At 60.4% G+C, this 22,980-nt stretch carries 19 protein-coding genes; 7 read left to right on the forward strand and 12 right to left on the reverse strand.

Annotation, left to right across the window (positions count from 1 at the left end; all coding sequences use genetic code 11):
* The first annotated feature begins 57 nt into the window (after positions 1 to 57).
* Both N4S67_RS20205 and N4S67_RS20210 read left to right on the forward strand, forming a co-directional pair.
* Complete coding sequence (locus N4S67_RS20205; RefSeq protein ID WP_260994810.1) at positions 58 to 1,611, forward strand: FAD-dependent monooxygenase; 1,554 nt, start codon at positions 58 to 60, stop codon at positions 1,609 to 1,611.
* 5 nt (positions 1,612 to 1,616) lie between these two features.
* Positions 1,617 to 2,900 carry a DUF3500 domain-containing protein gene (locus N4S67_RS20210; protein WP_260994811.1) on the forward strand — a complete coding sequence of 428 codons (1,284 nt, stop codon included), beginning with the start codon at positions 1,617 to 1,619 and terminating at the stop codon, positions 2,898 to 2,900.
* A 77-nt stretch (positions 2,901 to 2,977) separates the two neighbouring features.
* On the opposite strand, the gene N4S67_RS20215 is transcribed toward N4S67_RS20210, so the two are convergent.
* Genes N4S67_RS20215 through N4S67_RS20250 form a run of 8 tightly spaced genes read right to left on the reverse strand, consistent with a single transcriptional unit; the run spans position 2,978 to position 12,293 of the window.
* A complete protein-coding gene (locus N4S67_RS20215) occupies positions 2,978 to 4,423 on the reverse strand; it encodes an MCE family protein (protein WP_260994812.1) in 1,446 nt (481 codons plus the stop codon).
* Between the two features lie 3 nt (positions 4,424 to 4,426).
* Complete coding sequence (locus N4S67_RS20220) at positions 4,427 to 5,530, reverse strand: MCE family protein (RefSeq protein ID WP_313959978.1); 1,104 nt, start codon at positions 5,528 to 5,530, stop codon at positions 4,427 to 4,429.
* Between the two features lie 23 nt (positions 5,531 to 5,553).
* On the reverse strand, positions 5,554 to 6,918 hold the full coding sequence (locus N4S67_RS20225; RefSeq protein ID WP_260994813.1) for an MCE family protein: 1,365 nt from the start codon (positions 6,916 to 6,918) through the stop codon (positions 5,554 to 5,556).
* Complete coding sequence (locus N4S67_RS20230) at positions 6,918 to 8,237, reverse strand: MCE family protein (protein ID WP_260994814.1); 1,320 nt, start codon at positions 8,235 to 8,237, stop codon at positions 6,918 to 6,920. Before N4S67_RS20230 ends, N4S67_RS20225 begins: the two co-directional genes overlap by 1 nt.
* A complete protein-coding gene (locus N4S67_RS20235; RefSeq protein ID WP_260994815.1) occupies positions 8,234 to 9,262 on the reverse strand; it encodes an MCE family protein in 1,029 nt (342 codons plus the stop codon). The genes N4S67_RS20230 and N4S67_RS20235 overlap by 4 nt, the downstream gene beginning before the upstream one ends.
* 27 nt (positions 9,263 to 9,289) lie before the next feature.
* Positions 9,290 to 10,675 carry an MCE family protein gene (locus N4S67_RS20240; RefSeq protein ID WP_260994816.1) on the reverse strand — a complete coding sequence of 462 codons (1,386 nt, stop codon included), beginning with the start codon at positions 10,673 to 10,675 and terminating at the stop codon, positions 9,290 to 9,292.
* A 2-nt stretch (positions 10,676 to 10,677) separates the two neighbouring features.
* Positions 10,678 to 11,529, reverse strand: coding sequence for an MlaE family ABC transporter permease (locus N4S67_RS20245; protein ID WP_260994817.1), 852 nt, complete (start codon positions 11,527 to 11,529; stop codon positions 10,678 to 10,680).
* Complete coding sequence (locus N4S67_RS20250; RefSeq protein WP_260994818.1) at positions 11,526 to 12,293, reverse strand: MlaE family ABC transporter permease; 768 nt, start codon at positions 12,291 to 12,293, stop codon at positions 11,526 to 11,528. The genes N4S67_RS20245 and N4S67_RS20250 overlap by 4 nt, the downstream gene beginning before the upstream one ends.
* A gap of 778 nt (positions 12,294 to 13,071) precedes the next feature.
* Here N4S67_RS20250 and N4S67_RS20255 point away from each other — a divergent pair.
* Both N4S67_RS20255 and N4S67_RS20260 read left to right on the forward strand, forming a co-directional pair.
* Positions 13,072 to 13,251: a hypothetical protein gene (locus N4S67_RS20255; protein WP_260994819.1), complete on the forward strand. Its 180-nt coding sequence runs from the start codon at positions 13,072 to 13,074 to the stop codon at positions 13,249 to 13,251.
* Between the two features lie 333 nt (positions 13,252 to 13,584).
* Positions 13,585 to 14,433, forward strand: a complete 849-nt coding sequence (locus N4S67_RS20260; RefSeq protein WP_260994820.1) for a fumarylacetoacetate hydrolase family protein — start codon at positions 13,585 to 13,587, stop codon at positions 14,431 to 14,433.
* 1,997 nt (positions 14,434 to 16,430) lie between these two features.
* On the opposite strand, the gene N4S67_RS20265 is transcribed toward N4S67_RS20260, so the two are convergent.
* The 4 genes from N4S67_RS20265 to N4S67_RS20280 form a co-directional block, all read right to left on the reverse strand.
* Positions 16,431 to 17,375 (reverse strand): TAXI family TRAP transporter solute-binding subunit, encoded by a 945-nt coding sequence (locus tag N4S67_RS20265; protein ID WP_260994821.1) that lies wholly within the window; start codon positions 17,373 to 17,375, stop codon positions 16,431 to 16,433.
* Positions 17,376 to 17,437: 62 nt separating this feature from the next.
* Positions 17,438 to 18,556: a zinc-dependent alcohol dehydrogenase gene (locus N4S67_RS20270; RefSeq protein ID WP_260994822.1), complete on the reverse strand. Its 1,119-nt coding sequence runs from the start codon at positions 18,554 to 18,556 to the stop codon at positions 17,438 to 17,440.
* A 115-nt stretch (positions 18,557 to 18,671) separates the two neighbouring features.
* Positions 18,672 to 19,058 (reverse strand): nuclear transport factor 2 family protein, encoded by a 387-nt coding sequence (locus N4S67_RS20275; protein ID WP_260994823.1) that lies wholly within the window; start codon positions 19,056 to 19,058, stop codon positions 18,672 to 18,674.
* Between the two features lie 121 nt (positions 19,059 to 19,179).
* Positions 19,180 to 19,941, reverse strand: coding sequence for an SDR family NAD(P)-dependent oxidoreductase (locus N4S67_RS20280; protein ID WP_260994824.1), 762 nt, complete (start codon positions 19,939 to 19,941; stop codon positions 19,180 to 19,182).
* Positions 19,942 to 20,476: 535 nt separating this feature from the next.
* Between N4S67_RS20280 and N4S67_RS20285 the strand changes: the two genes are divergently transcribed.
* The 3 genes from N4S67_RS20285 (at position 20,477) to N4S67_RS20295 (ending at position 22,776) form a co-directional block, all read left to right on the forward strand.
* On the forward strand, positions 20,477 to 21,562 hold the full coding sequence (locus N4S67_RS20285; RefSeq protein WP_260994825.1) for an S-(hydroxymethyl)mycothiol dehydrogenase: 1,086 nt from the start codon (positions 20,477 to 20,479) through the stop codon (positions 21,560 to 21,562).
* Positions 21,559 to 22,224 carry an MBL fold metallo-hydrolase gene (locus N4S67_RS20290; RefSeq protein ID WP_260994826.1) on the forward strand — a complete coding sequence of 222 codons (666 nt, stop codon included), beginning with the start codon at positions 21,559 to 21,561 and terminating at the stop codon, positions 22,222 to 22,224. The genes N4S67_RS20285 and N4S67_RS20290 overlap by 4 nt, the downstream gene beginning before the upstream one ends.
* A gap of 366 nt (positions 22,225 to 22,590) precedes the next feature.
* Positions 22,591 to 22,776, forward strand: a complete 186-nt coding sequence (locus N4S67_RS20295) for a hypothetical protein (protein WP_260994827.1) — start codon at positions 22,591 to 22,593, stop codon at positions 22,774 to 22,776.
* The last annotated feature ends 204 nt before the right edge of the window (positions 22,777 to 22,980 follow it).

Here is a 22,980-nt window from a genome sequence, read left to right on the forward strand (position 1 = left end):
CGCGAGCCGGTCGGAATTCCTCAATACTGCCGTTGAGTGTGGAAAGGGAACGTCGTGGTGGCATCGGAACCGGTCGTCATCGTAGGAGCCGGGCCGACCGGACTGATGATGGCATTATTGTTGGCACGTCAAGGGATTCGTTCTGTTCTGCTGGAGCGCACCACCCTCGAGCCTCGAGCGCCTAAGGCCCATGTGCTCAACCCCAGGAGTCTGGAGATAGCCCGCGCGGCCGAACTTGATGTCGAGCGGATGCGGGCGTCCGCAACATCACCAGAAGACGATCGGTGGGCGTTGTTCGTAACGACGATGACCGGAGATGAGATCGGCAGATCGCCATACGAACGGCAGGACGACACTCATACGCCACTGCCGCGCATTAACATCGCCCAGCCCCGCCTCGAACAGATACTCATCGACGCGATCCGGACGAAATCTTGCATCGAGTTGCGCATCGGCCACCAGTGGCTTTCGGCAGAGCAATCGGCCAACGGGGTCGTCTCAAGAGTAAGGACCGACAACGGGTCAACCTACCTTCTCAGGGCGTCATATCTATTGGGCGCAGACGGTGCGGGCAGTACTGTGCGGAAGGCGCTTGGCATCGAGTTGGAGGGAACCGAAGACGTCAGCCGCTGTCTGACAATCCATTTCGAAGCGAACCTTCGTCCATTGGTGGTCGATCGGCCTGCGATGTTCTACTGGGTGATCGGAGCGCCGATTCCGGGAATCTTCATCGCCTACGACATCGACAACACTTGGGTGTATCTGTCGTTTAGCGCTCCAGAACATCTGCCCACGACGGAGGAAGTGCTCGATCTTCTGCGCTCAACGATCGGCAAAGATGATCTAGACCTCAAGGTTCGTCACGTAATTCCGTGGAACCTCGCCGGACGCGTGGCAACACGCTATCGCAGTGACCGAATATTCTTGGTTGGCGATGCCTGCCATAGCTTTCCGCCCGCCGGAGGTTTAGGAATGAACACCGGCATTCAAGACGCCCACAATCTCGCCTGGAAGCTCGCTGCGGTGATCCACGGATGGGCCGATCGAGACCTGCTCGACACATATGAGGCTGAGCGCAGGCCGGTAGCGCTGCGCAATGCCGAACAAAGTCTGAAGAACGCCGAAGGTATCCCGGCGGTGTCCGCTTTGAGCGATCAGTCATCACCGGCTGAAGTACAAGCGGCAGTTGACGGGATGTTCGACAATTTCAACAGCCTGGCGATGCAGATCGGCTTCACTTATGGGAATGGTCCGCAGCAATCGCAGGTATCGGTTTATCAACCCTCAGGTCGGGTCGGCGATCGCATGCCGCATGCCTGGATCGATACCGCCGACCGAGGCCGCATTTCGTCACTCGATCTCCTCGACGACCAGCGATTCACGCTGTTGACACGGTCTCCGCATTACCGATGGAAACTCATCAACCCGCGTATCCCGATGATTCACGTCTGCGTCTCCGAACGTTGGCATGTACCTCATGAGTGGTTAGAGACAATGATGTTGACTAGGAACCGCGGCGTTTTGGTCCGTCCCGATGGTCATATCGAGAGCCATCTCGGCCCTGACGACTTCGAGATGTCCTTCCAGTTGACGACATCGTTGAGCAGCTGACGGCGATGAATCAACCGGAATCGCCGCCAGATTCGACCGCTATCCGTAGAAGGTTTCATGATTTCTCGCCGCGCGAGCGAGGACTGATTCCGCTCCGAAACGGACTTCTCGACGTGACGGGCGATCTGCGCGCCCTAGGCGAGTTACTGGGCGATCATCCGATGCCGCCGGTCCTGGAGAACGCCGAAGAGCCGTGGCAGGGAATCACAGCTGATGGCGACGTCGTTCCAGGACTTTATATCCTGGAGAACAACGGATTTGACTGTAGCCCGGCTGCAGCTGCAGCTTCGGCCTTGTTGAACGGATTGCCTAGGAATATCCGAAGCAGGGCGAATCTCCCGTTAGATTCGGCCTCATGGCGGACGTGGTCGAACGCGTTTCCCACGTGGGAGCCGCCTGGTGTGTGTCTGCAGCACGTCGAGGAGAAAACGCGCGAGGCGGCCATGCGATTGCTGGAAACGAGTCTGAGTCATTCGGGGTTTCGGACGGCACGAGACGTGATGCGCCTCAACCGAACCCTGGGGGAACTGGTTGACGATTATGCAGACACGCTGACTGAGTGGATGTACTTTTTGACGATCTTCGGTAAACCGCACACGAGTGACCCGTGGGGGTGGCAGATCTCGGGACACCATCTCGACATCAACTGTGTGTTTGTCCACGGACAAATGGTGTTAACACCGACCTTCATGGGCGCCGAACCTTGGTTCGCTGAGAGCGGGTTGTACGCCGGCACCGAGACGTTGACCGCCGAAAGGGCTGGCGGTTTCGCGTTCTTCTCGGGTCTGTCGAGTTCACAACGCGCCGAGGCCACGTTACATTCGTCGACACTCGCCCGCGACCTGCCTCACGAGTTGAGCGGGCTGGTCGAGGGTCGACATCTGGCTGGCGCGGGACACGACAACAGGCTTATGCCGTATTCCGGGCTGGCGGCGAAGGATCTCTCGGCTGCCCAGCTTTCCCGGCTGCGCGGTGCCATTGAACCCTACCTGGACAGACTTCCGGACGGACCTCGCGCTGCGAAACTCGCCGAGGTCGACCGTTGGATGGACGAGACCTGGTTCTCCTGGATCGGTGGAGACGATCCTGACGGCGCGTTCTACTATAAGATCCACAGCCCCGTGATCCTGATCGAATACGATAATCACGGCGGCATATTCTTTGACAACGACGAAGCTGAACCGTTCCACACTCATACGATCGTGCGCACACCAAACGGAAACGACTACGGCAAGGACCTATTGCGGCAGCATTACGCCCTTCATCACCAGCCCGGAAGTGGGCCTTAGGCTGCGAATTCGAGATCGCTAATCCTTGAAGCCCGAATATCGCCATGGAGCGCTGAGTCTCAGATGAGACTGACAGATCAATTCGGTGGCAGCAACATCGCCTGCCATGTCTTATTCACGTCTGTCTGGGCCAGGTCTGTCTGCGCGTAGGTCTGGCCGTCGGGTCCGATGTACATACCGGTGGCAGGGTCGTAGGGTGCGAAGGCAACGGGGGGTGGTGGCGCAGCTGGCTCTGGCGGTGGTGCAGATTCAGGACGTAGCTGAGGAATCGCCTGTCCTGACAAGGTGGCGTTCGGATCACCCTTCCAGTTGTCACCGTTGTTGAGTGGGACGTAATTCTCGTCGCTCTCACACATCTTCACGGTTGGTGCTCGCTTGCCGGGCACCGTAAGGCAAGGCAGGTTGCGTGCACCGCGGACGTCGTTGGACGCGTCCTGGGGGATTCGGCAGTAGAGGTCGCCCTCCGGACGGTCCGGGTAGTCGATCAGCGCGGGGGTACGCCGCTGCTGAGCCGGCAGGAATCCTGTCGTGCAGGGTGGCGGGAGATTCATATTCAGGTTGAAGTCCAAGAACGTTCCGGCGTAGGGGCTTTTGTTGTGCAGGTTCGGAACCAACGATGCAGCGACGCTCGAGGTCGCCTGTGGAAGCAACACAAGCATCTGTTCGATCGCTGGCTGATACGCCAGTGCGACCTGCCCCCCACTGGCGAGGTTAGCCAGCAGCAGCGGCACGGTGGGCTGCAACCGATCGAAAAGCAGTTTCGCCTCTGCGGCCGCTGGTCCAGCTCCGTCGATGAGGCTGCCGAGATCGTCGTCTCGATCCTTGAGCTGGGTGCTGATGTCGGCGAGATTCGCCGCCCAAGCCTGGATAGCGCCAGCGGTATCCGCCTGCGATTGCATAACTTCGGGTGCCTTATCGATGAGAGTGGTCATCGACTCGAGGTTTGCGTTTGCGTCGGCGGCCAATGCGATCGAGCCGTTGACGATGCGTTGCAGCTCGGGCCCCAGCCCTCCGACACCTGCAGCAAGTTCGTCAACGACAGTCTTGAGGTTGTCAGGAGGGATCGCCTGCAGTCCACGATTGGTGGCATCCAGCAGCATATTGATGTCGGGGGGCACAGCTGTGTCGCTGGCCGTGATGATGTCGCCGTTCTTCAACGGCGGGCCACCGCCGTCCGCGCGCGGCTGCAGCGCGACGTAGAGTTCGCCCACGGCGGACACGCTGCGGACTTGCGCCTGAACATCGGACGGAATGGGCACATCGGAATTGAGCGAGAGTACGGCATCAACGCCGCGGTTTGTCAGGTGCACGTTGTCTACACGGCCAACTTCGACACCTTGATATGTGACGTTCCCGTTTGCGTACAGCCCAGCGGATTGCGGCAGTTGGACGGTGACGGTGTACTGGCCCAGACCAAAAAGAAGCTGCGGCAGGCGAATGTAGTTGAGCGTCACGTATGTTCCGGCCACCGCTGCCACGATGAACAATACGGCGAGTTGGAATTTGATGCGTCTTGTCGTCATCGGTCACCGACCTTGATCAAGGCGATAGGGAGCCACCAGCGGATTGACTTGGGTGGCCGGGCTCGGTTTCTGGCCAATGGTTCGGCCCCATTGCAGTTCCAGTTCGGTGAGGTTCCCTTCCCACCGCGTGCCAGTGAAGAATCCCGCATCGAGACGGCTCAAGGTCAGGTCGAAAATGAGACTGACGTTGAGGAAGTCGCCGCGGAAGATGTCTTGGATGGTCTCCTTCGGCCACGGAAACGTCGAGAGCATGCTCAGGGACCGGGTAAGTGCTGGACCGGCATTGGCCAGCGATTCGAGCACGGGTCCGACGTCTTTGAGTTCCTGCACGAGTGCGTCTTTTGTTTGGTCGACGGAGTTGGCAGTCAGCGCACTGAGCTTGCCGAGATGAGCGAGGGCCTCGACGAGGTTGGTCCGCTCCTCGCGAAGGACGGCGAGCGCGTCAGGAAGGGTGCGCAGGGCGTTGTCGAGGATCGGCTTTTGTTGGGCGAACTCGCTTGCGAGGTTGTTCAGACTCGTCGTTGCGGCGAAGATGTCCTCAGTTTGATCGTTGAGGCGGCCCATCAGCTGGTCAAGCTGTCCAATGAGGTGCCGAATGACATCCGCGTGGCCCCCGAACGCAACCGACAACTCACGAGTGATGTCCTGGACTTGTCCGATTCCTCCCCCATTGAGGAGCATGGATACGGCGGCCAAGGTGTGTTCGACGGTTGGGTACGTCCCTCCGGAGGACAAGGGAATCAGTGAACCCTCGTGCAGCGATCCCTGTGGCGGAATACTTTGTGGTGCCGCAAGTTGGATGTGTGGGGTACCTAGGAGGCTGGTCTGACCGACCTTCGCGGTGGCGTTCTCGGGCAGGCGCACATCGCCGTCAAGTCGCATGGTCACCAGGGCGTGCCAGGCTTGCCTTTCGATCTTGGTTACGGTGCCGACAATGACATCGCCGATCTGCACTCGTGAGTTCGGCTCGACCTTGTCGACGTCTGGTAGTTGCGCCTGAACCAAGTAAGAACCGGGTCCACCACCCGCCGTACCTGGCATCGGCAGGCTGTTGAGGCCGCGCCAGCCGCATCCCGTGCTGACGGCAATGGTGACGATGATCATCATCACCACGCGAATTCTGCGACCAATCATGAGCCGGCTCCGGGGGGGATCATCAAGCCGGGCAGGCCCGCTGCCGGGTCGGTAGCAATAGCGGCGGGACTGGTGATTTCGGGCTGCGCAGCAGCCGCATCTGGTTGAGCTTCAGCGGCCAGGGGAGGCGGGGGTGGATCTCCGGGATCAGGCGCCGCTGAGCCCACAGGTATGGGGCGATAGTCGGGACGCAGCCGATCCTCGCTGTAGGTCACCTCGTTGGGGCGTGCCTGTGCACCCACGATGGCTGGTCCAAACGGACCGAACCCGATGGGCGGAAAGTTGTACTGTCGATTCTTAATAATGGGGGCGAGGTATTGTGCGCAGAGCTTCGCTGATTGTTCTGCGTTGAGGCGTGAAGCGGCCTCGATCCCGCCGCACAAGAACGAAATTGGGTCAGCGAAGTTGTTGACTGCCAGGCCGCCCGTCATGGCTCCTCGCGCGGGGCTGTAGGAGTTCGCGAAGTTCTGCAGCGACGTCGGCGTAACGTGGAGTATCTGTTTGATGCTGTCGAGGCTTTCGATCAACGCAGTGGTGACCCCGGTGAATTTGTCTGAAAAGGTACCGATGGATTCACGGTTCTCGTTGACGAAACTGGTGGCGTTAGCCACTGCCGCGTTGAGGTCGGTGATTGCCTCTGCGATGGCATCGTCATCCGTCGCGAGTAGGCCGCTGACCGTTGCCAGGTTCATGTTCAGTGCTTGGAGCAGATCGCCGCTGGACTGGAGTGCGGAGACGAATACGGAAAGATTCTTGATGGTGGAAAAGAGATCGTTGCTGTGGTCGCCCAGCGCTGAAAAAGCTTGCGACAGTTTGAGGATTGTGTCTCTTATATTGGTTCCTTGACCGCGCAGATTCTCGGCGGCGGTGTTCACGAGCGCACCCATTGTGCTGACCCCGCCCGGTTCGGTGGGCTCCAAACTCTCGGTGAGCTTCAGTAGATGTTTCTGCAGTTCGTCCCATTCGACCGGCACGGCGGTGCGCTGCTTCGGTATCACTGCTCCGGTTTCCATGACGGGCCCGTCGGTGTAGGCCGGCGTCAATTGGATGGTCCGTGCGGTTACCAGAGATGGCGACAATATTGCCGCGTTGGCCGTCGCCGGTACGCGGTACTTGCCGTTGTACCAGAACGTGATCCGGACGCCTGTCGCCTGCGGTTCGATTGCGTCGATGCGACCCACAGGCACGCCGAGAATGCGGACGTCGTCACCGACGAAAATTCCGTTCGCATTCGCAAAGTAGCCGACGACGGTGACGCGGCGATGAGTCTCTAGTAGGCTCTTCGCCGCGAAGGTCATGCCGCCAACGAGCAGGACGATAAGGACTGCGGCCAGCCCGATGCGGGAGTTGCGCGCGGTCATCATCCTTCTCCAGATTGTGCGTCAGGCAGAGGTGGGTGCTCGTCCGGGGCAGGCGCATAGACGGGGCTGGGGGATGGCGTGGGTATTGACTCGCGTCCTGCCGGAGCCGGTGCAGGTGGACCAGGCGGTGGGCCGCCGGGCGGCGGGGCGGGAAGCGGCTCCCGATACGGGTAGCGCGGGTCGCCGGGTTTACCCGTGATTGCGTCAGGCAGTGTCAGATTGGGCTCGCCGCCTTGTCCCGTGCGCGGGTACGGCACCGGCATCGCCGGTGTACCAGGCTGACCGACGGGTGGATCGGTACGCTGTGACGGCAGTAGGACACTGGGATCGAGGCCTAAATCAGAGAATGCTGCATCGACGAAAGGCTGAATAAGCTGACCCGGAAGGATATTGGAGATGTACGCCTTGAAGAAGGGTGCTCCCGAGACTGCTTCCCCGAGCGACATACTGTAGCCCTCAAGAAGCTTAATCGATCTCTTTATCTCGGCCTTTCGGTTGTCAAGGATTGCGAGGACGCCGTTGACTTTGTCGAGCATGGGCCGCAGTTGGGTGCGGTTCTCGGCGATGAAACCGTCCACTTGGCGAGCCAAACCTGAGACGTTGGCTGACACTTGTTCGAGCGCAGCGCTGTCTGCCTGTAGCTCTGCCAGTAGGGAGTTGGTCTCCGTGATCAGGGTGACGATCTGCGTACTGCGTTCGGAGAGAACGGAAGAGACGCTGTTCGCTTTGGCCAGAAGTCCGCGGAGGGCGTCGTCGCGGGTCCCGAGTGTCTCTGAAAAGCGCGAAACGCCTTCGAGTGTTGCGCCGAATTCGGGGGCGGTGTCCTGAAAGGTTTTAGCAAGAACTGCTAGAGACTGGGAGAGTTCGGCGGTGTCTAAGCCGCTGATGGCAGTGCCCAATTCGCCGAGGGCGTCGGGAAGTTGGTACGGAGAAGTGGTGCGATCGACGGGGATCGGCTCTGAAAGGGGTACGTCCCCGCGCGGGATGACTTCGAGCTGCTTTGTGCCCAGTAGGCTCTTGGTCTTAATGGCGGCTTCGGAACGGTCGCCGACAGCAATATCGTTTTGTACTGTGAATTTCACGAGGACTCGGTCTCCGTGGAGGTCGATCGATGACACCTTCCCCACATCGAGGCCTGATACCTCCACGATCGCCCCCGACAGCAGTCCGCCGGCTTCGGCAAAGTACGCCTCGTAATGTCCGCCGTTCGATAAGAGGGGCAGCTTGTCATATTGGGTGGCCGCGGCCACCACCGTCGTGGCGACCACGATGCCGACCGTTCCGAGCAGTAGGTTGTTGCGTTCGGTCAGGGATCTCATTTCGGTGCGCACCGCCCGCTGGGTTGACCGGTGACCTTGACGTACACCGGTTGGCCGCCCTTGCCGTTGACTTTGAACAGAATTTCGCAGAGGTAGAAGCTGAAGAAATCGCCATAGAGGCCTTGTCGGGCGAGCGCCTGGTACGCGTCGGGCAGGGTGGCGAGCAAGTCATCGAGGTATTCGTGGTCGGCCACCGCGATGCCCGCACTGCGATCAGCCTCTCGAACGACTTTCTGCAACGGCGGTCGTGACTGATCCAATAGATCGGCGATCGTGCTCGCGGCAGCGTTGCCCCGGTTGATCGATTCGGCGATATCTGTCTTGCGCTCGGTGAGGCTGGAAATCAGTTGTGACAGTGAGTCGATGCTTGCCGACACCTGCCCGCGGCGAGCGTCTACGGTGCCGATGACGGTAGTGAGGTTGGTGATCACTTGGCCGATAAGTTCGTCGCGGTTGGCCAGCGTCGTGGTCAAGGCCGCGGTCTGGGCCAGTAATGAGTCGATGTTGCCGCCCTGGCCCTCCAAAGCATCTATGAGTTGGGCGCTCAGATCGTTGACTTGCTTGGGATCTAACGCTCGAAACAACGGCCGGAAGCCGCCGATTAGCGCGTCGAGATCTAATGCGGGCTGGGTGCGGTCTAGTGGGATTGTCTGACCGGGACGCAGCGGCTCAATATTGCCGACAGCTTCCTCGAGGGACAGGAAACGCCCGCCGACCAGATCGTCATATCGAATGACTGCTCTCGTACCTTGGCTCAGTGCCACCGAATTATCGGCACTGAACGAAACGAATGCCGTGCTATCCGATTTGATTTCGATATTCTCAACCTTGCCGACTTCGACGCCGGCGATGCGTACGAAGTTGCCGGCTCTGAGCCCACTGACTGAAGTGAACAGCGCGTGGTAGGTGTTTTCGGGTTGGAACCGCAGCTGGGCGAACACTATGAACAGCCCGAACATTCCCAAAATGCTTACCAGCGTGAATATGGCGAACCGGATTGCGGCGGCGCGCACACTACTTCCCATTGGGGTGGTCCTTAATTCTTCATGGGGTCAGGGAGTGGGTGTCGCCGTCGGAACGATCGGAGTCGGCGGGTTTGGGGCAGGCAAGTCAACCGGTTGCTGCCCTGGGGGCGGCGGATAAAGGGGTGCGCCATCGGGGCCGTACAGGGGTGCGCCATACGGCGGAGCTCCGGGGTAGGGGACTGGCCCTATGGCCGGGCCGGGCAGGCATTGGCGGATGCTCGGCGGCTCTGGGACCGCGCGCGTGACCGGTAAGTAATTGGCCCAACACGGGTGTCCGATGCCGGGGTTCGGACGGATGTCTATGCCCGTCCCCCATCCGGTGTCGGTGACCAGCGCCCGGACGGGGTAGTTCTTCGTGGGATCGGGTAGAGATCCACAACCAGGTTTGCCCCCGGGGCCGCCTTTAGCGGCCACGACAGGGAGGTTCGCTGGATAGGCGTAAGGGTCGACACCCCAGGCGAAGCTAGCGTCGATAACTGCGCTGTAACCGTTGCCGCCGCCGACGGTCGTCCCGTTGTCGTAGGCCCATTTGACTCCGAGAAGCAGGCATGTGTATTCCGGGTTGTATTTCATCAGCAGCTCGGTCGTTGGCCGCAGAACGTTGATGGAATTGATGAGATTGTCTTGGTTAGGGCCGATGAGCTCTACGCCCGACTTTGCGAATCCAATCGTGTTGAGTAACAGCGTATCCAGCGCCTTGGCGTGGCTCGTTATCGTTTCGCTTGTAGTAGTTGCGGCGTTGAGTATCCGAAGGATATCCGGTGCGGCCGTGGCGTAGGCGTCGCTGGCTGCGGCTGTCGCCTGCAGGCCGTCTCGGATGTTGTCGGTGCGGGTGTTCAGCGTGGTGACCACATTGTCGATTTCGGTGATCTGCTGACCGATGGCCCGTCCCTTACCTCTCAAGGCATCCGCGACGGCTGTGAGAACACTGTTGAGTTTGGCGGGATCAACTTGATCTAGAACACCCATCAGGTTCTCGAAAACGGTGTTGACTTCGGTGGTCACATTGCGTGATAGCAACATTTGGCCGGCGGACAGCCGCTTGGGGCTGGGATCGTCGGGATAGGCCAAATTAACGTACTTGGCGCCGAATGCTGTCGTGGCCTTAATACTGGCGTCAACGTTTGCCGGAATGAACTGAAGTTGTGAGCGGTCGATTTCGAGTTGAAGGTTCGCCCGCCCGTCCTGGGAGTGCGATATGGCAGAGACTTGGCCGACCTGGACACCACGCAGCTTGACCTTCGCGCCGGTTTCCATCACAAGGCCGGCGCGTTCCGACGTCAGAGTCACCGGAATGACCGATCGCAGTGAATCATTGAACGCGGCCCCGCTGACGACGACGAACATGGCTAGCGTGATTGCCATGATGAAAGCCCACCACTTCGGATGTAGGCCCATAGGTTTGAGATCCATCGCTATCCTGCAAACTCGAAGTTGCCGGTGCGACCGTACATTGCTAGCGAAAGCAATAAGGTCACGAATACGACAGTGACGAGCGACGCGCGCACGGCACGTCCGACCGCCTCACCCACGCCGGCTGGGCCGCCGGCCGCGGTGAATCCGTAGTAGGTGTGGATTAGCATCACGACGAGTCCCATGGCGACGGCCTGGATGACCGAGTAGATGATGTCTACGGGGTTGAGGAACGTGCGGAAGTAGTGGTCGTAGACGCCGGATGCCTGTCCGTAGACAGTGGTCGTGGCAAATTTCGCGGCAGCAAAAGACATGACCAACGCGACACAATAGAGCGGAATCACGACAATGACGCCGGCGACGACGCGGGTAGACGCGAGATAGCTGATCGTTCGAATACCCATCACTTCGAGGGCGTCGATCTCCTCGTTGATGCGCATGGCCCCGAGTTGCGCCGTAGTTCCCGCTCCGATGGTGGCCGCAAGTCCGATCACTGCTGACGTCGGCACAATGACGCGTCCATTGAAATAGGCCGCGAGGAATCCAGTGAGGGCCTCGATGCCGACCCCGGACAGCGAGTTGTACCCCTGGATGGCTATGAGCGAACCTGCAGAGAGTGTCAGAAAGCCGACGATTCCGATTGCACCGCCGATAATCGCGAGCGCGCCGGTACCCAAGCCCATTCGCGCCATGTGGCGCAGCGTCTCGCCGCGATAGCGGATAAGGGCGTCACCACTGTTGAGCAACGTCTGCAGATAGAAAGCGGTTTGGTAGCCGATCCGGTTGAGGCCGGTGGACCAATTGGCAGCTGATCGTGCAAGTCGTGGAAAGCGCTGGGAGACAACAATGGTCATGTTGTTGCCTTCACACCGACGGCAGTGGCGATCACGTTGATCACGAACAATGCTAAGAACGAGTACACGACGGTTTCGTTTACTGAATTGCCGACGCCTGCTGGTCCGCCACCAACGGAGAGACCTTTGTAGCAGGCGATCAGGCTCGCTGACAGGCCGAACAATCCTGCCTTGATGATGGCGATTAGTAATTCGGGTAGGCCGGTCAGCACAGTCAGCCCCGCGACGAATGCCCCCGGTGTTACATGTTGTATGTAGACCGAGAAGAAGAACCCGCCGGCTAGTCCGGTGATGATGACCAACCCCGACAACATCACCGAGACCAAAGTGCCCGCTGCAACCCGAGGCACTACCAGCGCTTGTATCGGGTTGATCCCCAATACCTCCAGCGCGTCGACCTCTTCACGGATCGTGCGTGCACCTAGATCTGCGCACATCGCGGTGGCAGCCGCTCCGGCAATGACCAACACCGTCACCATGGGCCCGATCTGAGTCACGGCGCCCAATGCGGCGCCGCTACCGGAGAAGTCGGCGGCACCAATTTGTAGCAGAAGCACGTTGATGGCGAACACTGCGAGAACGGTGAAGGGAATCGACATCAGCAGGGTCGGCAGAATGGAAACCCGGCTGACAAACCAACATTGCAGCAGGAACTCACGCCAGGCAAAGGGTGGCCGCACGGACTGCAGCATTGTGTCGTACGCCATGCCGACAAGGCCGCCGACTCCGCGCAGGGGTTTGGATAGCGCGCCCGCCACGTTCATGCCGGTGCGCTCCCTGAACGTGGCTTTCCAGCGCCCCGGGTACGCCCCGACCTGCTAGGCGCGGAGCGCGCCCCCCGGGCGGCACCGCACCCGCTCGTCGTGGCGAACATCAGCATATAAACCGTCGTCAATTGTGCTGCGGGCCAACGAGATATCTCTTCCCGGCGGCGACGCTGATAGGGTGCGTTTGGACGTTGCTGGCTCATCCACCATTCCTAGACTGTGCCGTAGGACACATTTTCTAACGCACAATTTTCGCAAGTACAACAAAGTTTCGAAAGTCAGGACATTTTGAGGGGCTCGCGGTATTTCGTACCCGCGTGGGTGGAGACTGGGACGTCTTCGGCGACGCGAGTGCAGGCGGTCTCCACACGCGATTCGCGCCGATATCCTGGCCGGGGCAACTTTCAGCCGACTCAAAGCTGAGGGTCGCCGAGTACGGCGCTCGCTTGAGGTGAGTCTTCCGTCGTGCACCAGGCTCGCCGAACAAGGGCTAGTGCATGCGAATCCTCAGCGAGGGCTCAGCATTCTGCCGCTGACTGTAGAGGACCTTCAGACTCTGACGCGCGCCCGCGTCATCATCGCAACGTCGGTGCTGCGCGAGGCGATTGCTCGCGGGGGACTCGAGTGGGAAGCACAGGTTGTCACCGCCCACCACCGGATCTCGCCCTTTCGATGAGTTCAATGCCGAATCAAGCCTCTTCGTTGAAGCGCATCGTGAATCTCACGTGCTTATTGGCCGGCAGTGAATCCCCCTGACCTCCACTGCCATTATGCGGTGGGCCGTGCGCTGATCTATCTGCATTGGTCGCGCGAGTTCAGCGATGACAGTTCGCGAGACGCCGCGGGCGAGCACCGCTGGTTGGTCGACCTCACAATCGGGCGTAAAGCCGACGAGGCGGCGGACGGCTTGCCGCTCACGTCGACCGCACGGCGGCCGCTGTACTGGCATACATGAAGCGCCGGGAGACTGGTACTCACCCGAAGTCTTTCAGTAGGGAGGGCCCCGTGCGTCGTGAATGTATCTATCACGCAGGATGATTCGCTGGTCGAACATTCCGCCGGCCGTCTGAATGCTGGTAAAGGTGCCGAGGGAAGGATACTTGCCTGGTTCCTGTGGTCCAGGACGCGTCTTGTAGATATCAGGACTATCGCGTAGCGTCCGATGGGTGGTCGGCGGTGGCGTGTGCACGCGCTGCCCGATCCCCGACCTAACGCTCGGCGAGCTGTGGCTCGTCGACGTCGAGGAATTCGTGGAAGGGCCGTACCTGACGACTCCAGGAGATTAGAGATGCGCATCGCTAGCGTCGATGGTCGACTGAAGTTGCTGATCGGAGCTGGTGTTGTCGATGTCGAAAAGGCAAGTGCCGCAAAGTTCGGCGCCGATCCTCAAGTGATATTTGACCGTTGGGATGAGTTTCGGGCGTGGGCGCGCACAGTGCGCGAGGCGACAGAGCCGTTCGACCCGCAAATCGCGGGCTTGGTCACGCCCGCGCCTCGTCAAGTCTTCGCGATCGGGTTGAACTATCGAGAACACGCCGAAGAATCTGGGCAGGCTGTTCCCGATGCACCGATCGTGTTCACCAAGTACATGAGCTCACTGACCGGTTCGGTGACCGACGTGGAATTGCCCGCCGAGGGAACGGTGGATTGGGAAGCAGAATTGGTTGCAGTGATCGGCAGGAACGCCCGAAACGTGCCCGCGGAGGAGGGCTGGGACTACGTGGCAGGGCTGACCGTCGGCCAGGATTTATCAGAGCGAACGTTGCAGATGCGCGGAGGTTCTGCGCAGTGGAGCCTGGCCAAGTCGCTACCCGGGTTCTCGCCACTCGGCGCGACATTGGTGACTCCCGATGAGCTGCCAGACCGCGATGATTTGAAAATCGGATGCGAGATCGACGGCAGTGTCGTTCAGTCGTCGACGACGGCGTTGATGATCTACCCCGTGCCGGATTTGGTGGCCTATTTGTCGTCGCTGCTCCCGCTGTATCCGGGCGATCTGATCTTTACCGGCACACCGCCGGGAGTGGGCGCAGGCCGGACACCGCAGCGCTTCCTTAAAGTTGGCGAGCATCTACGCAGCTGGGTTGAGCACCTTGGAACTCTGGATCAGCGATTTATCGCCGCCAACCCTTCGTAGAGATCGTGCGTGACGGCTGCTGACCAGGACATCGCGACCAGCACCCGGAGATGGACCAGTAGCCGATCTCGTGTCAGAACGTCTTTGGGTACGCGACCCGAAGTGGTCGAGGCCGGCGCGATTTCACGGTTCGCGCGCGGTCTATCGAGGTGTGCCAGGTTTTTCGCTGCACAGATAGTCTGAGCTGCATTCTGGCGATCGGTCTGGGACGTCTTTTCCGTTGACTCGACGGTGGAGTCGACGATCCCCCTTGCAGACCCTGCTATGCCCCGCGCGACTTGGCTTCCGGGGACACACCTGAACTATGCGCACCATGCACTTTGTGCGGTGAGCCCGATACCACGGCGATCATCGGCGCAGGCGAGGCCGGTTTGCCACCGTAAGTGGACTCGCGGTGAAGTGCGGCGGCAGGTGTCTGCCTTGGTCAGCACCTTGTCAGAGAACGGAATCGGTCCAGGCGACCGGGTGGTGGGTTACCTGCCGAAACATTCCAGAAGTTATCGTCGCCTTCCTGGCGACCGCATCGATCGGAGCGGTATGGCGTGCTGCGGGCAGGACTACGCTGCTGCCGCGGCCATTGCCCGGTTGGAACAACTCAAACCCGCAGCGTTGGGTCACGGCAGTGGGTACCAGTTCTATGGTCAACCGGTGGACCGGCGTGACGCTGTGTAGGAGTTCGCGCGAGCCTGCCTACGCCCTGAGCACCGGCGTCAGCCCGCCAAGGAACCGGCATCCCAGGCGAAGCTCGCATGGGTTGAGGCAACAGGAGGTCAACTAGCGCGGACGCCCGCGGGAGTCCCTATTGATCATCCGCTCTGGATTGTCGTCTCCTCGGGTCGCACCGGCATAGATCGTTCATCGCCACGGCGGAGTCCTTCTCGGACGGCTCAAAACGGAGGCTTTGCATCTCGACCTGAGCCCGGGCGACGTGAACACGCCCAGTTGGATGCTGTGGAACACACTCGTCGGAGTCTGTTGGTCGGTTGCCGAGTCGTCTGCTATGACGCCAGCCCACCATTATGCGGCGGCGAAATCCTGCGGGATATCGTTGAGCGACTGAGAGTGAGTGCTAGGGGTGGGCCCTCGGTACCTGGATGCGGGCCAGTAACGCAGAGCCTTTGCTACGCGGGGGAGTGCTCGACACTCTGCAGTGCGTACACGTCACGGGTTCTGCGCTGCCAGCGCACACGGCGGCGTGGTTAGCAGGGCAATTGGGGCCAAGGGTGTGGATAGCATCGGTCAGTGGGGGCACCGAGGACCTCACCGGATTAGTCGGCAGTGCACCGATTTCGACAAGCAGGGCTGGTTAGATATCGGCGCCATGCCTTGAGGTGGCGGTGGCCTCCTACGACGAGATGGGCCAATCAGTGATCGGTTCCGTCAGTGACCATCATGCGACCGACGCCTTCGATGCCGGTCGGACTTTGGAACGATCGTGACGGCGAGGCTGTCGTGACACCCACTTATCCATGTTCGAAGGCGTTTGGCGGCAGGGTGATTGAATAACCAGGATCGATCGAGGGGGGTCGTCATCCATGGCCGTTCCGGCTCGTCGTTGAACCGCCACGGTGTCCACATGGGCAGTGGGATGTCTATGCCGTCGTAGCGGGTAGCGGAGGAAGCTCTGGTTCTCAGTGTCGAAGGCGCCGACGGCTCGTACTGGATCCCCGCTCGAATCGTCGAAGCTGTGCGTAAGAATGCGTCGCCGCGGCATGTCCGTGATGAGGACTTTCGAGTACCGGGGATTCCAGATACCCACACGGGCAAAATAGAAGTGCCGCTGAAAGGCCTATGCAGCGGGCGGATCCGGCGAGTGGCGTCGACCCCAGCGCCACTGATCGTCCGGAAGTCCTGGACTGGTACGTTCGATTTGCTCGTGAACGATCGAGGTACGTCGACTGAAGTGAGACCGCGCAGCATCTCGAGGATCGGTGGCTCACGGGTTTACGAAATCCTGGCGGCAGTCGCCTAACCCGATCCTTGGAAAGAAGCTGACCCTAGTGCTCTAAGCCGGCGTAGTAGCGTGCCGCCCCGGGATGAAGTGGAATTGGCGTTTTACCCATGGTGACGGGATCGAGCGGATAGGTAACTGGAGACCGTTCGGACGGAATGTGAAGGTATTGGGCTTCGAAGAGGTCCTTCGCTTCGCCCAATATCCATGCCAGTGCGTAGGCCACATCGTCGGCAAGTTCGGCGCGGGCGATGATGAGAAAATCACTGAAATCAATTGTGTGAATCTCTGGCGCGCCCGGAAAATATCCCGCCGGAATGACTCGGTCTGGCCAATCGAGATCGTCCTGCAGGGTTCTCAAGACGTCGTCTTCGATCGACAGAAAGTTCAGGTCCTCACTGATCTGCTGCCAATGTGGCAGCATGACGGCTTCATGCGCGATCGCGTCTGCTCGGCAGGCGATGATGTCGTCGAGACAGTCCGTCGGGAGTTCGTGGCCGAGGATCGTGCCACCCCAGCCTTCGATGTCGACGCGTGACCGCGTTAGCACTTCATGCATAGCGAGGCCGACGTTACTGATTCCATCGTGCCGAGAAGTTGTGAGTCGTAGTCGTGGCTTCGCCTGCCGGAGTTCGTTAAAGGTGCTGATACCCATAGACTTTCGTATCGCAACGACAAATCGGTCGGTTTGAGGAACGGCACCAATGGCCCGCAGATCGGGGAACGCTTCACCGATGTACGGACCCCGGCCGTCGAGAGCCATCGGGATGAAGTGAGCCGGTGTGGCGATCGCGAGGTCGACGGTGCCGCGACCGACTGCGAGCACGTTGTCCACGAAGCCGCGACCGTTCCAAATGGCTACGCGAGTTCCTGGAGCAGTGCGCTCGGTGAGCTCCATTCCGAGCCATCCGGCGACGCGAGTGAGGTTGGCCAATCCCCAGTCGGCCTGTATGTGCAACGTCAAAGGACGGTCAATGAACGGTTCTGTCATCACAATCCCCTTCCGGGGGTACGAATTTAGTCGGCTCTTGCTCGAGTATGCGTAGAGGTGCGTTACGGGTTGACGATCGCCATCCACAAATGTTCGGAGCGCTCCTGCATCTGGGCGATACCATTCTGAACGTCGCCCAGAGCGAAACGGTGGGTGATCAGATCGTCGGCCTGGACTGCTCCCTGGGCCAGCAAGCGCAGGACTTCATCGGTATCGGTACGAGTGCAGGCGCGGGTACCGATGATCCGCCACATGTTGAGCATCATCATTGCCGGCGGGAAGGGAATCGCAGCGAGATTTCCGCCCATATGTACCAAGGTGCCGCCAGTAGCCAGTCCGGCAAGTGCCTGACTGGTGGCCGCACCGTCTTTGATGTAGTCGATCGCCGCGTCAGCGCCTCCTGGAATTACTTCCCGGATCCGTGTGCTAAGTCCTTGGGTGGTCGACCAATCCTCATCGAGGCTCTCTAACGCGATGGTTTCTACTGGTACTGCGGCCAGGGGAAGTACCGCCGCCAAACGCTCCTCTGACCTGCCCACAAGAATCAAGCGACCCGCGCCGAAGAAGTGCGCAAGCTTGATTGTGGCGGTGCCCATGGTGCCTGTCGCGGCGGTGATGACAAGGGTGTCGCCAACGGACAGCTCCGCTTGTTTGAGCGCGCGTACCGCGTTTCCCAGGTCCCATACTTTGGCGGCTACGTCAAAACTTACGTTGTCGGGTAGCACATCGACGAGCCAATGCGGCACACGAACGTATTCAGCTAGTCCGCCGTCGTGATAGCGGGCGTACAACTGCAGCTGCCCGCTTCCGAATGCAGCATGACCGAGCATCGCTGCGTCGCGACACATTTGCTCCCGGTCGCTGCGGCAGTGTGTACAGGATCGGCACGACAACATCGGATGTACCCGAACTCGTTGCCCTATCAGTCCGCGGTCAACGTAATCGCCGACTGCTTCCACTGTGCCCGCCGCTTCGTGCCCAACCGTGGTTGGCAGGTGCCTGAATGCTCCGATGGCGAGCAGCGCCATCATGCCGGGGGCCAGTCCCGCCGATGCTACCCGTATGAGGACGTCATCGGGTCCTATGTCGGGAATGGGAACCGTGTCCAAATGGACCGTCGCGTCTCTGGCTGCACGCAACGCGAGCATTCCGGTCACCGCGAAAAATGTCCTGTTATACACGTCATTAGTACTGTATATCAGGAAACTGATCTGCCACGGTAACCGATCCTCTTCCCTGGAGGGGGCATAGGGCTCACGAGCGCCTGTCCCGTGGAGGACCGTGTCCTGCCAAGCCTCAGGAAACGGGGCGTACCGGCGGTGCCTGGGTGGAGTGGAATATGGATAGGCGCCAGCGGCCCTGGCCCTTCGTCCACAGCGTGGTCGTGACAAGGTTTAGCCGACGAGTGACGCCAGACGAGGTGACAGAACCGGCGAGGGCTCCTGTGATTATGGCGACTTCATCCATGACCGTGACGTGATCGACGCTGTGGTGCACTTTGTTGTAAGTCAGGGTGTTTTCTCTGAGTGCACGAAGATAGTCCACCTTCGTTTGCCTTCGCCCACTCGAATGGGTGTAGACAAGGTCGTCGGCTAGCAGCGCGTCAAGGAGCGCAATGTTTCGTGCCACCATCGCCTGATACCGTGTGCGGTCCATTCGCAGAATGAATGTCGCATCAATCATTTGTTCGCTACCTCTTCCGGAGTCGCAGAGCGTCTGTGGGTCAATCGGTTGGGCCTCAGTCCACGACGCTGTCGGAGCACTTCCACTGCTTGGCCGATTAGTTCGCTCAGTGGAGGGTTAATCAGCAGATAGTCAATCCGCCGTCAACTACGATGGTCTGTCCTGTGACGTAGCCGCTGGCTGGTGACGCGAGCCATATCACAGCCGCGGCGAGTTCAGCCGGGTTACCGGTCCGGCCCAGTGCTACGCGGCGCACTTGGGTTTCGAGATAGCCGGGTTCGTACTTGTCAGTCATTTCGGTTTCGAAGAATCCCGGAGCTAGGGCGTTGACCCGTATGCCCTTGCGAGAGCCCCATTGCTGGGCGAGATCCCTCGTGAGCCCCATCAACCCGGCCTTAGATGCGTTGTATGCGGCCTGCGGCAGTGCGCCCGTCGTGATGCCAAGAATGCTCGCGATATTGACGATCGAACTCCCTGGGCGCATCACGCGTCCGCATGCCTGCGCCATCCAGTACGCCCCGTTAAGGTTGACATCGATGACCCTGCGGAAGTGGTCGGGTGCTTCGCGCGTCGCAGGTACTGCGGCGCCGACGCCGGCATTGTTTATAAGAACGTCCACGCCGCCGAAGGCCTCCATGGTGGCTGCGACCAACCTCTCGCATTGGTCGGGATCAGCGACATCGGTCTCAACCGAAACCGACTGGCCTCCAGCGCGTTTCACTAGTGTTGAGGTGTCCGCTAGCTTGTCAACACGACGTGCGCCTAGGGCCACGTCTGCGCCTGCTTCGGCGAGCCCTTGCGCGAAAGCGACGCCCAGGCCGGAAGAGGCACCCGTGACGATGGCAACTCTGCCGTCGAGCCGGAATGAATCGAGCACACTCACGTCAGATTCCTCGGTGAGCGTGCGGCGCTGAGATGTATCGTTCGTTGGTTGACTTGAGTTCCACTGAGCTCACCCAATACCTTTCTTTGTTAAGCCGCTACGACTGCCGTCTCGCCCTTATGGCTCGCCGCTACTGCGAGCGCTGTGATCAAGGATTGCGTGCAACGACAAGGCGGTGTCACACGCTTGATTGGCACCACAAGGTAGATGCTCGGTGTTATGACGTCAATCGGAATGTCCTGATAAATAGGAGTCAGATCTCTTCTGACTCTGACTCCACGCGAGGTGAGATGGTGGACTCGTATACGTCCACGGGTTCGGTCGTCTCTCACAGGGATTCAGTCTCGGTGACGCGCCTGCTTTGCAGGTTCCTGCATAGCAGGAGTAGTGTCTTGACCTACAGGCAGCCGATATTTAGCTTTGTCAGCGACACGTGCTGGCGAGCAGGCGACGTGCTTTGGGAATGAGTGGCCAACGCGTTGGCTCGGAAGAGGAGTCGCATGTGTGCTTGTGACGGCGGGGTGAACGGCACACTATGACGCAAACGGTGCGGGGCGTGGTCTCCCGCAAGAAGGGTGCCCCGGTCGAGGTGGTGGACATCGTCGTCCCCCCTCCCGGGCCGGGTGAAGTGGTGGTGGACATCATCGCGTGCGGTGTCTGCCATACCGACTTGACCTACCGCGAGGGCGGCATCAACGACGAGTTCCCGTTCCTGCTAGGCCATGAGGCCGCCGGCACCGTCGAGTCCGTCGGCCTTGGCGTGACCAACGTCGAACCCGGTGACTTCGTGATCCTGAACTGGCGCGCGGTCTGCGGGCAGTGCCGGGCGTGCAAGCGCGGCCGCCCGCACCTGTGCTTCGACACGTTTAACGCCGCGCAGCCGATGACCCTGACCGACGGCACCGAACTGACTGCCGCGCTGGGCATCGGCGCGTTCGCCGACAAGACGCTAGTGCACGAGGGCCAGTGCACCAAGGTCGATCCCGTCGCCGACCCCGCGGTGGCCGGGCTGCTCGGCTGCGGCGTGATGGCCGGCATCGGCGCGGCGATCAACACCGGCGCGGTGACCCGCGACGAGACGGTCGCGGTGATCGGTTGCGGCGGCGTCGGCGATGCCGCGATCGCCGGAGCCGCCCTGGTCGGGGCGCGGCGGATCATCGCGGTGGACACCGACAACAAGAAGCTGGACTGGGCGCGCGGGTTCGGGGCCACGCACACCATCAACGCCAAAGAGCTCGACCCGGTGACGACGATTCAGGATTTGACCGACGGCTTCGGCGCGGACGTGGTGATCGACGCGGTCGGTCGGCCCGAAACGTGGAAGCAGGCGTTCTATGCCCGCGATCTGGCCGGAACCGTTGTGCTGGTCGGTGTTCCGACCCCGGACATGACGTTGGAGATGCCGCTGATCGACTTCTTCTCCCGCGGCGGTTCACTGAAATCGTCCTGGTATGGCGACTGTCTGCCCGAACGCGATTTCCCGACCTTGATCAGCCTCTACCTGCAGGGCCGGTTGCCGCTGGAGAAGTTCGTGTCCGAGCGCATCGGGCTCGACGACATCGAGGACGCCTTCCACAAGATGCACGCCGGCGAGGTGCTGCGCTCGGTGGTGGTGCTGTGAGCGCCTCGCCGAAGGCCAACGTGGTGGTGCAGCTTGACGGGCTGCGTGTTGAACGCGTTGTCACCTCCGGCAGGTTCGAACTAGACGGCGGTAGTTGGGAAGTCAACAATAATGTCTGGCTCGTCGGCGACGACACCGATGTTGTCGTTATCGACGCCCCTCACGATGCCGAACTCATCCTGGGGGCGCTCGGGGATCGCGATGTCACCGCCGTTCTGTGCACCCATGGGCACAATGACCACATCAACGCCGCCGCTGACCTCGGTACCGCTGCCCACGCGCCCGTCTTACTGCACGACCGTGACAGTATGCTTTGGAAGGCCATCTATTCCGACATCGCTTATCTTCCGATGCATGACGGACAGCGAATCGGCGTCGCTGGCACGGAATTGAACATCCTCCATACTCCGGGCCACTCACCCGGGTCGGTTTGTATCTATCTGCCAGAAGCTGGGCTGCTGTTCTCCGGCGACACACTGTTTCAAGGCGGTCCTGGAGCCACCGGCCGCTCATACTCGGACTTCCCGACCATCGTGCGTTCCATTCGGGAACGAATACTCACACTGCCGCCGGAGACTCAAGTATTTACCGGCCACGGCGGAGCCACCATCGTCGGTGAGGAAGCGCCCCACCTCGAAGAATGGATAGCGCGCGGCACCTGAGTGAACTGCCGAGCTGCGGCGCGGTCGAAGTGAACACGTGGCGGCTAAGTCCGATCGATCACTACCTACGGCGGCCGCATGGTGATCGTAGATGATCCCAACATCATTGCCGCGCTTGCACATCCCGGCGGATATCTCCCTTCAAATATCTCGACGACAATCTCGTGAGCAAACTGGCGAGCGCATAGCTAATTCCGCCAGCCGCTTTGCGTGCACCAGGATCTTTGCCGATTGCAATCAGCGAAGATCAAGGCAACAGTCGGTCGATTTGCTCGCTCGTCGCAGCCCCGCGCGAAGAGGGCCGATGGTCTCGCGGGGCCAGTTCGGACATACCAGGACCTTCGCCGCACCAGTACCCTCATCGGCGTGACGACCACGAACCGGCAACCGAAACCCGAACCGGCGGCCGCCGACAGCAGGCGCGAGTTCGCGATCCGAATCCTTCTGACTGCCATTACGGTGACCATCGTCGTCGGGGTCGTCTACTTCGCGACGGCCTGCGACAAACCCGCAGCGGGCGAAGCCAAGTCGATCCGTGTGACGTCCACCTGATCACCAAGCACGGCACCGACGAACCGAAAGCCGTACTCGCGCTGTGCGAGGGCAGTGCGTAGCCGTCCGAATTCGAGAGCAGATCCGGCCCCGCCACCGCCAGCAGCGCTATGCATAGTTGCGCCGGGCATGTCGGCAGCGGCCCAATGCTTCATGGATAATGACCAATTCCATGACGGTCTCGTGAATCATTGTCGCCGAACA

The organism is Mycobacterium deserti (assembly GCF_025345615.1).
Lineage (GTDB): Bacteria > Actinomycetota > Actinomycetes > Mycobacteriales > Mycobacteriaceae > Mycobacterium > Mycobacterium deserti.

Excerpts from the sequence above, each read along its gene's own strand:
- N4S67_RS20250 (WP_260994818.1), bottom strand. The coding sequence starts at position 12,293 with ATGAACGTGGCGGGCGCGCTATCCAAACCCCTGCGCGGAGTCGGCGGC.
- N4S67_RS20260 (WP_260994820.1), top strand. The coding sequence starts at position 13,585 with ATGCGCATCGCTAGCGTCGATGGTCGACTGAAGTTGCTGATCGGAGCT.
- N4S67_RS20235 (WP_260994815.1), bottom strand. The coding sequence starts at position 9,262 with ATGGGAAGTAGTGTGCGCGCCGCCGCAATCCGGTTCGCCATATTCACG.
- N4S67_RS20225 (WP_260994813.1), bottom strand. The coding sequence starts at position 6,918 with ATGACCGCGCGCAACTCCCGCATCGGGCTGGCCGCAGTCCTTATCGTC.
- N4S67_RS20210 (WP_260994811.1), top strand. The coding sequence starts at position 1,617 with ATGAATCAACCGGAATCGCCGCCAGATTCGACCGCTATCCGTAGAAGG.
- N4S67_RS20240 (WP_260994816.1), bottom strand. The coding sequence starts at position 10,675 with ATGGATCTCAAACCTATGGGCCTACATCCGAAGTGGTGGGCTTTCATC.
- N4S67_RS20275 (WP_260994823.1), bottom strand. The coding sequence starts at position 19,058 with ATGATTGATGCGACATTCATTCTGCGAATGGACCGCACACGGTATCAG.
- N4S67_RS20215 (WP_260994812.1), bottom strand. The coding sequence starts at position 4,423 with ATGACGACAAGACGCATCAAATTCCAACTCGCCGTATTGTTCATCGTG.
- N4S67_RS20265 (WP_260994821.1), bottom strand. The coding sequence starts at position 17,375 with ATGACAGAACCGTTCATTGACCGTCCTTTGACGTTGCACATACAGGCC.
- N4S67_RS20230 (WP_260994814.1), bottom strand. The coding sequence starts at position 8,237 with ATGAGATCCCTGACCGAACGCAACAACCTACTGCTCGGAACGGTCGGC.
- N4S67_RS20285 (WP_260994825.1), top strand. The coding sequence starts at position 20,477 with ATGACGCAAACGGTGCGGGGCGTGGTCTCCCGCAAGAAGGGTGCCCCG.
- N4S67_RS20245 (WP_260994817.1), bottom strand. The coding sequence starts at position 11,529 with ATGACCATTGTTGTCTCCCAGCGCTTTCCACGACTTGCACGATCAGCT.
- N4S67_RS20220 (WP_313959978.1), bottom strand. The coding sequence starts at position 5,530 with ATGATGATCATCGTCACCATTGCCGTCAGCACGGGATGCGGCTGGCGC.